This window comes from Roseibium aggregatum, assembly GCF_014692675.1.
GTDB lineage: Bacteria > Pseudomonadota > Alphaproteobacteria > Rhizobiales > Stappiaceae > Roseibium > Roseibium aggregatum_C.
This window is the reverse complement of sequence record NZ_JABFCZ010000006.1, coordinates 86128-100599: the sequence shown is the minus strand read 5'-3', so window position 1 is coordinate 100599 and position 14472 is coordinate 86128. Positions and strand designations below refer to the sequence as shown.

The 14472-nt window shown below is 60.2% G+C and carries 14 protein-coding genes; 9 read left to right on the top strand and 5 right to left on the bottom strand.

From position 1 onward, the window contains the following. Positions 1-328: 328 nt before the first annotated feature. The 3 genes from HK439_RS06565 to HK439_RS06555 form a co-directional block, all read right to left on the bottom strand. Positions 329-778, bottom strand: a complete 450-nt coding sequence (locus HK439_RS06565) for a hypothetical protein (protein WP_190290591.1) — start codon at positions 776-778, stop codon at positions 329-331. A gap of 281 nt (positions 779-1059) precedes the next feature. After that, the gene (locus HK439_RS06560) at positions 1060-2775 is read right to left on the bottom strand and encodes a methyl-accepting chemotaxis protein (RefSeq protein ID WP_190290590.1); all 1716 of its coding nucleotides are present in this window, start codon (positions 2773-2775) and stop codon (positions 1060-1062) included. A gap of 614 nt (positions 2776-3389) precedes the next feature. Next, positions 3390-3761: a response regulator gene (locus HK439_RS06555; protein ID WP_190290589.1), complete on the bottom strand. Its 372-nt coding sequence runs from the start codon at positions 3759-3761 to the stop codon at positions 3390-3392. A gap of 174 nt (positions 3762-3935) precedes the next feature. Here HK439_RS06555 and HK439_RS06550 point away from each other — a divergent pair, with 174 nt between their 5' ends. Genes HK439_RS06550 through HK439_RS06540 form a run of 3 tightly spaced genes read left to right on the top strand, consistent with a single transcriptional unit; the run spans position 3936 to position 6255 of the window. Continuing rightward, entirely contained in the window at positions 3936-4211 is a 276-nt protein-coding gene (locus tag HK439_RS06550) for a DUF3572 domain-containing protein (RefSeq protein ID WP_209011604.1), read from the top strand. Beyond that, positions 4204-4875 carry a hypothetical protein gene (locus HK439_RS06545; protein WP_190290587.1) on the top strand — a complete coding sequence of 224 codons (672 nt, stop codon included), beginning with the start codon at positions 4204-4206 and terminating at the stop codon, positions 4873-4875. The genes HK439_RS06550 and HK439_RS06545 overlap by 8 nt, the downstream gene beginning before the upstream one ends. 24 nt (positions 4876-4899) lie before the next feature. Further along, positions 4900-6255, top strand: coding sequence for a DNA polymerase IV (locus tag HK439_RS06540; protein ID WP_190290586.1), 1356 nt, complete (start codon positions 4900-4902; stop codon positions 6253-6255). A 23-nt stretch (positions 6256-6278) separates the two neighbouring features. Here the strand turns inward: HK439_RS06540 and HK439_RS06535 are convergent, their stop codons facing one another. After that, positions 6279-7133: a cell envelope integrity EipB family protein gene (locus tag HK439_RS06535; protein WP_190290585.1), complete on the bottom strand. Its 855-nt coding sequence runs from the start codon at positions 7131-7133 to the stop codon at positions 6279-6281. Positions 7134-7406: 273 nt separating this feature from the next. Between HK439_RS06535 and HK439_RS06530 the strand changes: the two genes are divergently transcribed. The 5 genes from HK439_RS06530 (at position 7407) to HK439_RS06510 (ending at position 12453) form a co-directional block, all read left to right on the top strand. Further along, a complete protein-coding gene (locus tag HK439_RS06530) occupies positions 7407-7871 on the top strand; it encodes a RidA family protein (protein ID WP_190290584.1) in 465 nt (154 codons plus the stop codon). Positions 7872-7893: 22 nt separating this feature from the next. Then, complete coding sequence (locus HK439_RS06525) at positions 7894-8655, top strand: glycerophosphodiester phosphodiesterase family protein (RefSeq protein ID WP_190290583.1); 762 nt, start codon at positions 7894-7896, stop codon at positions 8653-8655. Positions 8656-8780: 125 nt separating this feature from the next. Beyond that, positions 8781-10067, top strand: coding sequence for a GNAT family N-acetyltransferase (locus HK439_RS06520; RefSeq protein WP_190290582.1), 1287 nt, complete (start codon positions 8781-8783; stop codon positions 10065-10067). 140 nt (positions 10068-10207) lie between these two features. Beyond that, positions 10208-11722, top strand: a complete 1515-nt coding sequence (locus HK439_RS06515; RefSeq protein ID WP_190290581.1) for a S1 family peptidase — start codon at positions 10208-10210, stop codon at positions 11720-11722. A gap of 302 nt (positions 11723-12024) precedes the next feature. Beyond that, positions 12025-12453, top strand: coding sequence for an HIT family protein (locus tag HK439_RS06510; protein WP_190290580.1), 429 nt, complete (start codon positions 12025-12027; stop codon positions 12451-12453). A gap of 169 nt (positions 12454-12622) precedes the next feature. Here the strand turns inward: HK439_RS06510 and HK439_RS06505 are convergent, their stop codons facing one another. Next, positions 12623-13267: a glutathione S-transferase family protein gene (locus tag HK439_RS06505; protein ID WP_190290579.1), complete on the bottom strand. Its 645-nt coding sequence runs from the start codon at positions 13265-13267 to the stop codon at positions 12623-12625. Positions 13268-13368: 101 nt separating this feature from the next. Between HK439_RS06505 and HK439_RS06500 the strand changes: the two genes are divergently transcribed. Further along, positions 13369-14415: a helix-turn-helix transcriptional regulator gene (locus HK439_RS06500; RefSeq protein ID WP_190290578.1), complete on the top strand. Its 1047-nt coding sequence runs from the start codon at positions 13369-13371 to the stop codon at positions 14413-14415. Positions 14416-14472 lie beyond the last annotated feature (57 nt).

Below are 14472 nucleotides of genomic sequence, written 5' to 3'. Positions count from 1 at the left end.
AAGGCGGCTCGTCAAGCGCGACAAATTGCGCGCAACGAGATCGCGCCTGCAGAATTATACGTACCCACTGAAATCGACGTGAAGGCGATAAGGATAAAGCTCCGTCTCACTCAAGAGGAATTCACATCCGAATTTGGTTTCAGCGTGACCCAAATTCGCGATTGGGAACAAAACCGCTCTCGACCACTCGACGGTTCACGAGCATATTTGATGCTCATTGATAATAACCCTGATGCAGTCGGGATTTTGTTGCGTAAAGCGCGGACAGAAATGGAAAAACTCGCCGATTGCGAACCGGCACAAGCTGTCTGAAAAATCTGGCGGCGGGTCATCGTTCCAGCCGCCACAACTGCAATCCCTTCCCATTCCCTTCTGACACAACGCGCCCTTGCTTGCGCAGGTTCCCGAACGTTCGCCATACGCTGTTCGTGAGCTTGTTCATGTATGTGCGGTCATTTGGGTTCTCGCACCGTGCCTGAACGATCTTGAGAGCTATCTGGCGACTGGTGAGCGGTTCCGTCGCTTCCCTCAACATCTCCGAGATCGACCGTGAAAGCTGCCGGTGAGGCAATAGCGACGGGCCGGACCACTCCGGCATCAAGTCGTCAAGGTTGTCCTTAAATCCGAGTATGCGGAGCGTCTTGTCCACGGTCGCCATGTCGTTGCCGATTTCGGCAATTCGGGCTCTCAGGTGGATCAGCTCGTTGTAGAGATCGGCACGCTCTCCCAGAAGTCCGGTGATAGCGTGCTCATAGGTCTTGGTTTTGGAAGGCTTCATGTATGGACATCGCATTAGATACATTGTCCATACCATGCCTTGCCGACGTCAAATTTTCAGCTTTGCCTTTGGTGCGTTTGATACATAAGGCCGGCAAACCAATTAGCCTCACGGATTACTGGATCCCGGCACTGCGCTATCGCTTCGGCCGGGATGACAACAAGTGGTGGAGTTCCCGCCAGTCTTTAGGATTTGTCTCTCAACGAAAAAACCCACCCGGATGCAGGACTGTACGTCCGGCGCCCGGATGGGCTTGGTTTCGAAGCCGATTGTCCCGGCGGTCAGGCCGCGGCGACACCTTCCAGGAAGCGGTTGACCTCTTCCTTGAGCTGTTCGGTCCTGGCGGAAAGGTCTCCCGACGCGGCAAGAACATCCTTGGCGGAAGACGAGGTCTGGTCGACCGTTTCCGACAGCTTGGACATGTTGGACGACACCGACATTGTGCCTTCCGAAGCGCGCGCGACGTTCTGGGAGATCTCGTTGGTGGCTGCCCCCTGTTCCTCGACGGCCGCGGCAATGGTGGAAGTGTAGGAATTGACCTCTTCCATGATCTCGGTGATCTCGCCGATCGCCTGGACCGATTCCTTGGTCGCTCCCTGGATGGCGGCGATCTGCGCGCCGATCTCTTCCGTGGCCTTGGACGTCTGGGTGGCCAGTTCCTTGACTTCCGCCGCAACCACCGCAAAGCCCTTGCCGGCTTCTCCAGCCCTGGCCGCCTCGATGGTGGCATTCAGCGCCAGAAGGTTGGTCTGTTCGGCAATCGCCTGGATCAGGGTCACAACCTCGCCGATCCGGCCGGCGGATTCCGCCAGGCCCTCGACCTTTTCATTGGTCATCCGCGTGCCTTCAGTGGCCCGCGCGACAACCTCGGTTGTTTGCGCGACCTGGCGGGAAATCTCCCCGATGGAAGCGGACAGCTCCTCCGCCGCGCTGGCGACCGTCTGCACGTTGCTTGTCGCCTCGTCCGAGGCGTTGAGCGTATCGCTGGCGTGGTTTGCGCTTTCCTGGGCGATGTCGGTCATTCTGCCCGCGGTCTGGTCCATGCTGGTCGCCGTTTCGGCAACCGACGCCAGAAGGTCGGAGGCGCTGGTCCGGAACGAGGCGATCAATTCCTGGACCCGGGTCTGCCTGTCGGCGGTTTCCCGCTCGTTCACATGCTGGTTTTCCGCCAGCTCCAACCGTTCCATGGAGCGGCGCTTGAGGGTTTCCACCGCCTGGGCCATCTGGCCGATCTGGTCCGACCGGTCGGTGAAGGGAATATCGACAGCCAGGTCGTCCTCCGCGATCCGTCCGGTAATCTGGGCCAGCTCGGAAAACGGCCGCAGCAGACGGGCGACCATGAACATGGTCAGCAGGACGGCCACGATCACCACAGGCGCCGCCAGCAGACTGAAGCTGGTCATCATTTCAGAGACGTTCGCCTGCACTTCCGCCTTTTCGACCCCGGCATAAAGAATGCCGATGATGTCGTTCGCGGGCGTGAAGATCGGCTGATAGATCGTGTAGTAATCCTTGCCCAGGATCGTTGCCTGGCCGTGGAAGGTCTTGCCGGCGGTCACCACCGGATAGACGGCGCCCTTCTGGCCGAGCGGTGTGCCGACCGCCCGTTTCCCGTCCGGCTTGATGATATTGGTGGTCTTGCGCCAGAAATCCTTTGTCTCCGGATCCCAGGCGAAAACGGTTGCCGTTTCTCCGGTCATCCGCCCGATCGTGTCGATCAGGTCATGGGATGTGAATTCCGGGATCGAAGCCAGCTCAATGCGCTTCACGTTGCCGTCGGCTCCCCAGGTCACCTTTGCACCGTCGACGCGCTCCTGGAAAAGGGTCGCCGCCACGCGGAGGTTGGTGTCCTGCTTGGCGACCGCACGACTTTTCGCCTGATCGCTCGATACGTCATAAACGATGAAGCCGATCACGAACATCGCCACGGTCAGGAACCCGGCACTGGCAAGAGCCATGGATGTGGTGATCTTCATCTTCTTGATATTCAATTTCATAGCTCTTCCCCTCGAGAAGTCCCGTAGGGATAAGAAGGCTCAATTTGTTTTAAAATAATATGAACTTTACGTTCTCACCCCACCAATCGAGGTAATAGACACCAAGCACATAGTATTGATATCTATTGTATTATTGACAAAAATACATACTATTTTCAGGAATTATGAAATAAGGGTACAGTCAGATAGCTCTGCGATTTCCGCTCTCCGCCGCACGCAAGTGAGGCAAGGCTGAACGTTCCGATTCGGGTTGCAGAAGAAAGGTGGCCGGCGGAAAGCAGGTGTTCGAGGAGGCCACTCTTCGCCCCACTCTCTCGCCGGCCTGCCCCACGGACCCAGGAGATGCGGCGGACCTGAGCACTCCGTAGGGAACCCTGGTTTGTGGTAAAACCACACGGCAGAAAAACGCCGTACAAACCAGTAAAAGATCTTTCAAGAAGACCGTTCTTTCGTGGCGTCACACTACTAGAGTGGTGCCGGAAATCAACACTCGGGCAAGATTTTGCACAATCGACGTGCGAAGTTAGTAAATTCGTAACCTTAACGGACGTGCAGGACGCCGGTAATGTTTCCTGGTCAAGCCACGCTGCGGCAAAGCAACTTTGAAAAGCCGCTTAAGCTTCGCCCAGGTACGAGCGGACGGTGTCCAGAAATTTCGCAACGGAAATCGGCTTGGAAATATAGGCCTCGCACCCGCCCTGGCGGATGCGTTCCTCGTCGCCCTTCATGGCGAAGGCGGTCACGGCGATCACGGGAATCGCGCTCAGGTCCTCGTCTTCCTTGATCCATTTGGTCACTTCCAGGCCGGATACTTCCGGCAACTGAATGTCCATCAGGATCAAGTCCGGATGGTGGGTCCGGGCGAGCTCAAGCGCCTCTATACCCGTCCGGGTCTGCAAGGTGTCGTAACCGTGCGCCTCGAGCAGGTCATGAAAGAGCTTCATGTTCAGCTCGTTGTCTTCCACAATCAGCACGGTCTTCGCCATGTCTCGGCCCTTTTCCCGGCTTCTGCCGGTCCCTGTGTGACGGACGGTGCCCGCCGTTGTCCCCGCTGCCCATGGCTGCTGGAACGCGTCTACGGTTCGCATTAGGGTCTGTATTAGCGTGGAATCGTTTCGGAAAGGCAAAAAAACACAATGCTTGGCGAACGCGGCAAACAGATGACCTTTGAATCTGCTCAGGAAATTGCTGTCGAGGCCCTCCTGCAGCTGACGCGGGATCCCGAACAGATCGGCAGATTCCTGGCCGTTTCCGGACTCGGACCGGAATCGATTCGCGAAGCGGCCGAGGAACCGGGCTTCCTTGCCGGTGTCCTGGAGTTCTACATGGCCGATGAAGCCATGCTGCTGACCTATTGCGAAAATGCCGGTCTGCGCCCGACCATGATCGCCGCAGCCCGCTTCGCGCTCGTTGGAGATCCGTCCGATTATGGCTGAGCCGACCGTCCCCTCCGCCCAGGTCCTCTGCCAGATCAGCGCTCTGCCCAAGTCGGACCGTCCTTTGATCGTGTGCGACGTGGACGAGGTCATCCTGCACATGGCCGGTCATTTCACGGAGTTTCTGGCGGCAAAGAACCTGACATTCCTCTCCGGCGGGTACAGGTTCACCGGCAATATCGCACCGATCGGTTCGAACACGCCGATCAGCCAGGAGGCTGTGCGACAACTCGTCGACAGCTTTTTCGACGAGGAAAGCCATCGCCAGAAGCTGGTCGAAGGGGCAGACACGGCCTTGAAGGACCTTCACTCGGACTGGGACATCGTCCTCCTGACCAATATGCCCGGGCCCCATAACAAGCCGGTACGGGAAAAGCTTCTTCAGGACTTCGGCGTTCCCTACCCGCTCCTGACCAATTCCGGAGCCAAGGGAGGCGCCGTCGCCGCTCTCGCCGCGGGCAGACCCGTTCCTCTGGTCTTCATCGACGACAGTCCGATGAACCACGTCTCCGTCAACGCCAGCCTGCCGTCCGCGGTCCAGATCCAGTTCGTTGCCGACAAGGACTTTCGCGCCGCCGTGAAGCCTTCGGTTCACATTGATCTCCTGACCGGCGATTGGACCCGGACAAGAGACTTCATCGGCGGTATTCTGAGCAAAGTTTAGAAACCAGTTGCGGGCCAGGCATCCATGGTTGAAGGGCCGACCTCATCGGAGACTGCCGCCCGGTCGGAGCCGCTGCGCGCGCTCTGCCGGGACTGTGGCGCTCGCATGCCCGTCGGCCGCAACCGCTGCCCCCGCTGCGGCAGCCCGCGCCTGGTTGCCCATCCGGAACTCGACACACTGACGATTGCCCACATCGACTGCGATGCCTTCTATGCGTCCGTCGAAAAACGCGACAATCCGGAACTGCGCGACCTGCCGGTCATTGTCGGGGGCGGCCAGCGGGGCGTGGTCTCCACCTGCTGCTACATCGCCCGCATCTACGGCGTGCGCTCCGCCATGCCCATGTTCAAGGCCCTTGAAGCCTGCCCGGATGCGGTGGTGATCAAGCCCAATATGCGCAAATACGAGGCCGTCGGCCGCGAAATCCGCGAGCGCATGCGCGCGCTGACGCCGCTGGTCGAGCCGATTTCCATCGACGAGGCTTTCCTGGATCTGACCGGCACCGAACGCCTGCACCACGCAAGCGCTGCTGAAACGCTTGCCGCCTTCGTCCGCGCCCTGGAGGAGGACATCGGCATCACCGCTTCCGTCGGTCTGGCACCGAACAAGTTTCTGGCAAAGCTATCCTCCGACCTGGAAAAGCCCCGGGGATTTTCCGTCGTCGGCCGGGCGGAGGCGAAATCCTTCCTGGCGGAGAAGCCGGTCAGCATGATCTGGGGCGTCGGCAAGGTGTTTCAGCAGAAACTGGCTTCCGAGGGGATCAGGACCATCGGCCAGCTTCAACTGATGGAGCCGGCGGATCTCGCCCGCCGCTACGGCGCCATGGGCCTGCGGCTTGCCCAGCTCTGCCAGGGCGAGGACGATCGCAGGGTCACGCCCCACCGGGGCGCAAAAAGCGTCAGCGCGGAAACCACATTCAACACGGACATCGCTAACCTCGACACCCTGCGCCCGATCCTGCGGGACCTCGCTGAAAAGGTGTCACGCCGGTTGAAGAAGGCGGAGCTCGCCGGACGCACCGTGTCGCTGAAACTGAAGACGGCGGATTTCAAGATCATTACCCGGGCGCGCCAGCTCTCCGACCCGACCCAGCTTGCCGACCGCATCTACCGCGCCGGCGAGGATCTTTTGAAGAAGGAAACCGACGGCCGCAGGTTCCGCCTGATCGGCATCGGTATCAGCGACTTCTCCGACCCGCGCCAGGCGGACCCGCAGGATCTGCTCGACGAGGGCGCCGGCCGCCGGAAGAAGGCGGAACTCGCCATGGACACGATCCGGGAAAAATTCGGCCGCAGCACCGTGGAACTCGGCCTGGTGCACGCGGCCAAGCGGGAAAAGCGTTCGCCGGAAAAAGGAAACAAGAGCGGCGGGCAGAGCTAGGAGTCTGCCCCTGGGAGCCTGCGCTAATTGGTGCAGCCGGTTTCCTCGTGCAGTTCGAGCTGCCGCAGCTTACCGCGAAGGCTGAATTTGCCGTAATCCATCTTGAGCTGCCGGCTGATGCCGTTGTCATAAAGCAGGAACGTCATCTGATAGACCGGCGTCTCCTCACCCTCCTGTTCCTGGGTCGGATCGAAATAGGCAATGGTCACCGGCCAGGCCTGGGCCTGCTTGAGGCGGGAGGCTGCGGCCGACGGTTCGTCGCTGAGCGGGACGTCCTCCGTCGTCGGCGCGCCGATCACGGCGGTCGTGGCATAGACCTTGTCGCCCGTTTCCGAACCATCATAGACATCGGCGCTGACGAAGCTCTGACCTGCGCGCGCCGCCTCAATGATCTTGTTCAGATGCTCGGTCGGAAAAAGGGTTCTCCCGGAAATCGTCAGCGTGCGCTGCCCCGGCTCCTGCAGCTCGATGGTTTTCTCGCCATCGTCCTGACGCGCGATTCCCCGGGTCTTTTCCACCAGCTTCTGATCGACATAGGTCTTGCTGAAGAACTGGAACGATGTTTCCTTCGGATTCTCATAGGTCGAGGAGCGCAGGTCCGTCACCTGGGAGGCGCCGGAGACATCCTGAAACTCGGTCACGAAGCGGAAGGACACGCTGTAGCCTTCACAGGCACTGCCGCTGAATTCATAGACCATACGACCGCTGAGCGCGGAGATCCCCGTTCCGTCTTCCGCCTTGTCCAGCTCCATGTCATAGACCGCCCGGTGGGGCACAAGACCGGCTGCCAGAACCTGCCCGACCGAAACAAGAGAGACGAGGCCTGCTGCGAACAAGACGGCGCTTTTCGCCAGGATGGTTCCTGTCACGCGCTGCATCTCTATTTCCCCTTGCAAATCCGCCAGGCCACACTGCCTGCCCTGACTACCAGCCCGAACATTATGCGCTTCCAGACAGCTCCGCTAGACTGTTCCCGCCACAAATTCCTTTTCCTGGTAAATTCACGCAAGCCACACTCAACCGATGGTTCCGGCCTCGCCGCGCCAGGCAATTGCGCCTTTCGGCCATTAGCCCTTGCAGGCGGCGGGGATTTGTTTCAGAAAAACGCCACCTGTCCGATCCCGGCTATTCGAACATGGAGTTTCGTCCGCATGTCTGAAACCGTTGAAGCCCGCCTCGCCAAACTCGGTGTCGAACTGCCCTCGCCTGCCGCACCGGCCGCCAACTACGTGCCTTATGTCCTTTCAGGGAACCAGCTCTTTATCTCCGGCCAGCTGCCCATGGGCGCCGACGGCCTGCAGCATGTGGGCAAACTCGGTGACGAGATTTCCGTGGGCGAAGGCAAGGCGGCGGCGAAGCTCTGCGCCATCAACCTGCTGGCCCAGGCGAAGGCCGCCACCGGAGACCTGGAAAAGATCGCGCGCCTCGTGAAGCTCGTCGGCTTCGTCAACTCCACCGCAGACTTCACCCAGCAGCCGCAGGTCATCAACGGCGCATCGGACTTCATGGTCGAAGCCATGGGCGACAAGGGCCGCCACGCCCGCTCCGCGGTCAGCGCCGCGTCCCTGCCCTTTGGCGCTGCGGTGGAAATCGAAGCCGTCTTCGAGATCGCCTGAATCCGTTGGAAAGACCCCGACCATGACCGACGTCGGCCAGATCATGACGCGCCCGATCGCCCATCGCGGCTATCACAACATTGACGCCGGCGTCATCGAGAACACGCCTACGGCGATTGCGGCCGCCGTCGAAAAGACCTTCGCCATCGAGGTCGACGTTCAGGAGACTGCGGACGGCGACGCGCTGGTCTTTCACGATTACACCCTCGACCGGCTGACGGAAGCGGACGGCCGGGTCATCGAACGGCCGACCGCCTCGCTGACCGGCATCGCCATGAAGGAAGGCGGCGACAGGCTCTGGTTGCTTCAGGATCTGTTCGACCTCGTGGACGGCAGGGTGCCGCTCGTCATCGAGATCAAATCGCTGATGCGTCCGGGCGCCCAGGCGGATTTCGTCCGCAACGTCGTCGACCGGGTCGCGGCCTACAAGGGGCCTGCCGCGATCAAGTCCTTCGATCCGGATATGCTTTCCATTGCGAAGGCGCATCGACCCCACGTCCTGCGCGGCATCGTGTCCGAGGCCATGCGGCCCGAAGGCGAATACATGCGCATGACACGGATGGAGCGCTTCATCCTGAGCAAAATGCTGCACCTGCCCAGAACCCGGCCCCATTTCATTTCCTACGGCATCCGCAGCCTTCCCGCAGCGGCTCCCTCCTTCTGCCGCAAGGTGCTGGGCCTGCCGGTGATGACCTGGACCGTGCGCACCAGGGACCAACGCGACCGCGCCGCCCGCTACGCCGACCAGATCGTCTTCGAAGGCTTCGACCCGGACGCTGGCTGAGCCGGCTTTGGCGCGCAACGAATATGTGGCCGTCTAGAGACCCCACCGTGCAAAACCCCTTGCAGTGCAGCATCGAGATCCTACACTTAAGGCCATGAGCATTCTCTTCAGGCAGGGTTGAGGTCATGTCCGAACAGGAAAACACGGACGAACAGGCCGCGACGCTGCGCATTCTCTCCGGCATGGAAGACGTATCGGCGGACGACTGGAACAGCGTCGCCAATCCGGGCTGGCAGCTGGGGCCGGGAGGTCGCCTCACGCGCGACCCTCAATTTGAATCAGACTGTCAACTGCTTGAATCACTCTCTGAGCCGCAAGAATCAGTTTCTGAAGAGACCTCTTTCAACCCCTTCATTTCACACGAGTTTCTCTCAAGCCTCGAAGAGACCGGCTGCGCCACAGGAGAGACCGGATGGCTGCCCCGCCACCTGCTTCTCCAATCCCCAACAGGAGACATCTGGGGCGCAGCACCTGCCTATCTGAAAAACCATTCCCAAGGCGAATATGTCTTCGACCACGGCTGGGCGGACGCGTTTTACCGGGCGGGCGGAGAGTATTATCCCAAGCTCCAGGTATCCGTCCCCTTTACGCCTGCGACCGGCAGACGGCTTTTCGTTTCGTCCCGGATCGACTGGCAGACCGGCATGCAGGCGCTCGCCTCCGGGCTCGTCCAGATATGCCAGCGCAGCGGCGCCTCCTCCGCCCACATCACCTTCCTGACGAAGCGGGAATGGGACGCCCTGGGCGACATGGGCTACCTGCAGCGCACCGACCAGCAGTTCCACTGGGAGAACCGGGATTACGGAAGCTTCGACGATTTCCTGGCAGACCTCGCCTCCCGCAAGCGCAAGGCAATCAAGAAGGAACGGCGCGAGGCGGTCAGCGCCGGGATCGAGATCGAATGGGTCACCGGCGCCGGCCTGACGGAAGCCCACTGGGACGCCTTCTACCGGTTCTACCAGGATACCGGTTCGCGCAAATGGGGCCGCCCCTATCTTAACCGGGCGTTCTTCTCCCTGGTCAGCGAGCGGCTGGCGGAACGCATCCTGCTGGTCATGGCCAGGCGCGAAGGGCGATACATCGCCGGCGCACTCAACTTCATCGGCTCCGACACCCTGTTCGGCCGCAACTGGGGCTGTACGGAACACCACCCGTTCCTGCATTTCGAGCTCTGCTACTACCAGGCCATCGACTTCGCCATCGTGAACGGCCTGAAACGAGTCGAGGCCGGTGCGCAGGGCGCGCACAAGCTCGCCCGCGGCTACCTGCCCGTCACCACCCGCTCCGCCCACTGGATCGTCCACCCGGGCCTGCGCGACGCAGTAGAAGACTATCTGGAACACGAGCGCGAAGCCGTGGAACGGGAAAACGAGGCCCTCACCGAGCACGGACCGTTTCGCAAGGGGGATTAGGGGACGGAGCCGCCGCCGCACGTTTACCTTCCCAGAGGAAAAGTTGCATTTCCCCAGAACAAAACCGGCGCACGAAACTTGGCAAAAGCAGCGATATAACAATAGAGTAGACCCAGCTAGATTTACCTCCCGGTCCTGCCATGCGTCTGCTCTTGCTTCTTCCCGTTCTCATGCTGTGCCTCTTCCGTCCGGCATTGGCCTATGACGAGAACGAAATGAGAGCAGCCGGGGTGTATGACGAATTCGACCCCGATAGACTCACGATACTTGAAAAGAAGTTCTTGCAAGTCGGCCTTGCCTTTGAAGGGTTATACGAGGCTCAGATTGACGGCGTTTGGGGGCGCAGCAGCCAGAAAGCCCTCGAACGCTATTCGGAAAAACTGAATTTTAAAAAGACACCAAGAAACAAAATCCTTGCCCTGGCCGCCATCTGGCTTGCAGGGATAACGGAAACCACCCTTTCAAAGAAACTCTGGACCTATGAGTATCTGGATACGTATGAAATTGCCGTCCTGATACCTGAAAAAGATATTAAAATTGATGGATACAAGAAGAATTTCTATGAGCTCAACGATAAGAAATCAACTTTAAGATATAGACTAACTAGAGGAAACGAAAGATCAAAAGATTTACTTCACGAATTACTATTAGAAGCACGAAAAAAGGGGACAGAACCCTACAGAATACGAAAGAGAAATTTGTGGATTACATCAGCAAGAAATCAAAAGGGTGTAACGTTTTACGTTCGGTCTGATTTTATCGGCGGCTCCTGGACGACTACAATTGTTTCGGCGCTGGATTCAGATGCAGGCTTCCTTGCAGCCGTCGCAGGAAGCATCATACCAGGGCAGACGCGCCAGTTACGTCTCGACAGCGGTGTTCTGCGCCGAGGAGTAGACGCCGTCAAACAGGTCGCCAAGGAAGAGGAACGCAGAAAAGCAGCTGCAGAAGGTTCCGCTGCGCTGAGCTCCCGCCCGCCCGCCGAGGGAAGCGATTCAACGCCTGAAGCAAAAGCCCCGGCTTCGGCTGAATATTCAGACACGGAAACAGTCTCTTCCGGAAGCGGCTTCACCGTATCAGCAGGCGGTGACGTTTTGACCAACAATCATGTGGCCGGCGATTGCAGCCGGCTGACGGTCGACGGTCATGAAGCGGCCCTGAAGGCGACGGATAAGACCTTCGACCTCGCGCTGGTCCATGTCCCTGCCCTCCGCAATACGGAATTCGCCACGTTTTCCGAAAACCCCGCGCCCCTCAATTCCGACATCACCGTGGCCGGCTTCCCGCTGACGGGCCTTCTAAGCGGGCTGAACGTCACCCGTGGTTCGGTCACCGCCATGAAGGGTATCGGCGGCGACAGCACCCGGATGCAGATTTCCGCGCCGGTGCAACCAGGCAATTCCGGAGGGCCGGCCATGAACGCCCAGGGCCAGGTCGTCGGCGTTGTGGTCGCCAAACTGGATGCGAAGCTGGTCGCCGACGCGATCGGCGACATCCCCCAGAACGTGAACTTCGCCGTTCGCGGATCCATGGCCAAGCTGTTCCTTTACCAAAACGGTATCAGCCCCAGAACCGCGCCGCCGGGCGGTACGCTCTCCCCCGAAGCCATCGCAAACCGCCTGAGTGCCATCACCCATTTCATTGAGTGCCATTAAGCCTGAAACCCACACCGCACTGAAGAGATTGAGAAACGGGATCAGTCGGACGACGAATGAATCTCCCCTTCAACGAATACGCCCAAACGATTCTTTTGACTCGAGTTTTCACCAACGCCTGAATCGATACTTGAACCGGCAGGCCCGAAGTTGAATCAGTTTCTGAAGCCGGCGTTGAATCGATTTCGTAGTTCCCCTTGAATCAATATGTGAGCGTCCTGACTCCGCGGCACTTGGCTCTTGCAGGAGAGCCGCCCCAGTCGATAGTCTCCGCTCCAAAGCTTTCTATTTTGGGGACGGAAATGTCTGCACCGGCTTACGACGACCAGAACGTATTTGCGAAAATCCTGCGCGGCGAGCTGCCGAGCCACAAGATCTACGAGGACGACAAGACCGTCGTGATCATGGACATCATGCCCCGCGGCGACGGCCATGTCCTGGTGATCCCGAAGGCGCCCTCGCGCAACATCTTCGATATCGCCGAAGAGGACCTGTTCGCCGTCATGACGACGGTGAAGAAGATGGCCGCTGCCGTGATGAAAGCCTTCAATGCGGACGGCACCACCATCCAGCAGTTTTCCGAACCGGCAGGCGGCCAGGTGGTGTTCCACACCCACGTCCACGTGATCCCCCGCTTCGACGGCGTCAAGCTGCGCCCGCATACCGGCGAGATGGCCGACAACGAGGTGCTCGCCGCCAACGCGGAAAAGATCCGGGCGGTCCTGGGCTAGGGGCGCCGCGTCATATTTCAGTTGTCATCCCGGCCGAAGCGATAGCGGAGAGCCGGGATCCAGTAATCCGTGAGGTTGGTTGTTTGGACCGCAACGACACGGCGTATTGGATCCCCGCCTTCGCGGGGATGACAACAGAGTTTGCGGCGACTTGGCTTTGCCAATCGCCTCACCCTACCCCGGCCACGGCGGCCTCATGCTCCGCCGCAATTGCCACATCCCGCTCCATGGCGCGCTGGAAGGCCGGCCGTTCGCTCATACGGGCGGCGTAGTCCTTGAACTCCGGGTACTCCGGGACGATGCCGAACTGCAGCGTCCAGTAGAGCGCCGTTCCCCATAAAACGTCCGCCACCGTAAACCTGTCGCCGAGCATGTAGGGCCCCTTGGCGAGTTGATCCCGGAGCAGGTCCATCACCTGGTCATAGGTGCCATAGGGCGACTGGCTCTCCGGCGCGGGCTCGCGCTTCAGGAACCTATCCACCACTGCCGGCTCGAAACAGGCCGCGTAATAGACCAACCAGCGCAGATAGGGCCCGCGCCGCGGATCCCCGATCGCCGGGGTCATCCCGGCTTCCGGAAAGAGGTCGCCGAGGTAGATGTGAATGGCGACCTGCTCGGTGATGACCGCCTCACCGTGCCGGATCGTCGGCACCTTGCCGAGCGGATTGACCCCTAAAAACTCCGGCTGCCTCTGCTCGCCGGCCTTCATGTTCAGGATGTGCAGGTCGTGCGGCGCGTTCAGTTCATCCAGCAGAACCATGACGCTGCGGGCACGGGTCTGCGGTGCATAATAGAAGGTGATCCTGTCGGGCATGGTGTCCTTTTCTCCAAATCCGGGGCCGCCGAAACCGGCACTGGCGGCAAGCTACAACGGCATACCTGTCAACTTTTGTCAGGTTGGATTAGAATAATTTCATGCGAGCCAGCCGCCTTCTTTCCATCCTCCTCACCTTGCAGGCCAGGGGCCGGGTGACTGCCCGGACGCTTGCCGACGAGTTCGAGGTCTCTGAACGCACCATCTACCGGGACATCGATTCCCTGAGCGAAGCCGGTATTCCAGTCTACAGCGAACGGGGATCGGAGGGTGGCTACCGGCTTCTCGACGGCTACCGCACCCGCCTTAACGGTCTGTCGGCGCAGGAAGCCGACGCGCTGTTCCTGACCGGCCTGCCGGGCCCCGCCGCCGATCTGGGTCTGGGGGCCGTCATGGCGGGCGCGAAAACCAAGCTGCTGACCGCCCTGCCCGAAGGCCTGCGCAGAGGCGCGGAGCAGATGCAGAACCGGTTTCTTCTCGATGCTCCTGCCTGGTTTGCCCAGGCCGAACAGCCGGACTACCTGCCGGAGGTCGCCAGGGCCGTCTGGGACCAACGCTTCATCGACATCCGCTACCGGGCCTGGAAAGCGGAGAAGCGGCGCCGCGTCGCCCCGCTCGGCATCGTGCTGAAAAGCGGGTCCTGGTACCTGGCGGGCGCCGTCGACGGCAGCCCGCGCACCTACCGCATTTCCCGGATCCTGGAGTTCTCCTTAAGCGACACGCATTTCGAGCGCCCGGCGGATTTCGATCTTGCCGCCTACTGGCGCGAGAGCACCCGCCGCCTTGAGGAAGAACTCCACCCGAACCGCGCCACGCTGCGCCTGTCGCCGTGGGGACGAAAGATGTTCGAGGCCTTCCTGCCACCCTACGTCTGCGCCCATGCGGCCTTCGACGACCAACCCGATGACACCGGCTGGACCACAGTCACCCTGCCGGTTGGCTCCATCCGCCATTCCTGTACCGACCTGTTGCGCTTCGGCGCGGAGGCGGAAGTCCTAGCCCCGTCCGACCTGCGTGCGGCCATGGCGGAAATAGCAGAGGGACTGGGGGAAATTTATAGGCAAGAAAGGGTAGGAAACGATGCCCCCTCCCGTCAGTCCAGACCGCGTGACGCGAAGCCGTCATCGCGAGATCTGGAATCCTGCTGATAGCGCGAGCGACAGCGAGCACCGCTTTTAATCTGATTTGGACGCGCTTACGGCGCA

Excerpts from the sequence above, each read along its gene's own strand:
- HK439_RS06525 (WP_190290583.1), top strand. The coding sequence starts at position 7,894 with ATGACCGACGTCGGCCAGATCATGACGCGCCCGATCGCCCATCGCGGC.
- HK439_RS06550 (WP_209011604.1), top strand. The coding sequence starts at position 3,936 with ATGACCTTTGAATCTGCTCAGGAAATTGCTGTCGAGGCCCTCCTGCAG.
- HK439_RS06500 (WP_190290578.1), top strand. The coding sequence starts at position 13,369 with ATGCGAGCCAGCCGCCTTCTTTCCATCCTCCTCACCTTGCAGGCCAGG.
- HK439_RS06545 (WP_190290587.1), top strand. The coding sequence starts at position 4,204 with ATGGCTGAGCCGACCGTCCCCTCCGCCCAGGTCCTCTGCCAGATCAGC.
- HK439_RS06535 (WP_190290585.1), bottom strand. The coding sequence starts at position 7,133 with ATGCAGCGCGTGACAGGAACCATCCTGGCGAAAAGCGCCGTCTTGTTC.
- HK439_RS06560 (WP_190290590.1), bottom strand. The coding sequence starts at position 2,775 with ATGAAATTGAATATCAAGAAGATGAAGATCACCACATCCATGGCTCTT.
- HK439_RS06555 (WP_190290589.1), bottom strand. The coding sequence starts at position 3,761 with ATGGCGAAGACCGTGCTGATTGTGGAAGACAACGAGCTGAACATGAAG.
- HK439_RS06520 (WP_190290582.1), top strand. The coding sequence starts at position 8,781 with ATGTCCGAACAGGAAAACACGGACGAACAGGCCGCGACGCTGCGCATT.
- HK439_RS06530 (WP_190290584.1), top strand. The coding sequence starts at position 7,407 with ATGTCTGAAACCGTTGAAGCCCGCCTCGCCAAACTCGGTGTCGAACTG.
- HK439_RS06505 (WP_190290579.1), bottom strand. The coding sequence starts at position 13,267 with ATGCCCGACAGGATCACCTTCTATTATGCACCGCAGACCCGTGCCCGC.
- HK439_RS06510 (WP_190290580.1), top strand. The coding sequence starts at position 12,025 with ATGTCTGCACCGGCTTACGACGACCAGAACGTATTTGCGAAAATCCTG.
- HK439_RS06540 (WP_190290586.1), top strand. The coding sequence starts at position 4,900 with ATGGTTGAAGGGCCGACCTCATCGGAGACTGCCGCCCGGTCGGAGCCG.
- HK439_RS06515 (WP_190290581.1), top strand. The coding sequence starts at position 10,208 with ATGCGTCTGCTCTTGCTTCTTCCCGTTCTCATGCTGTGCCTCTTCCGT.
- HK439_RS06565 (WP_190290591.1), bottom strand. The coding sequence starts at position 778 with ATGAAGCCTTCCAAAACCAAGACCTATGAGCACGCTATCACCGGACTT.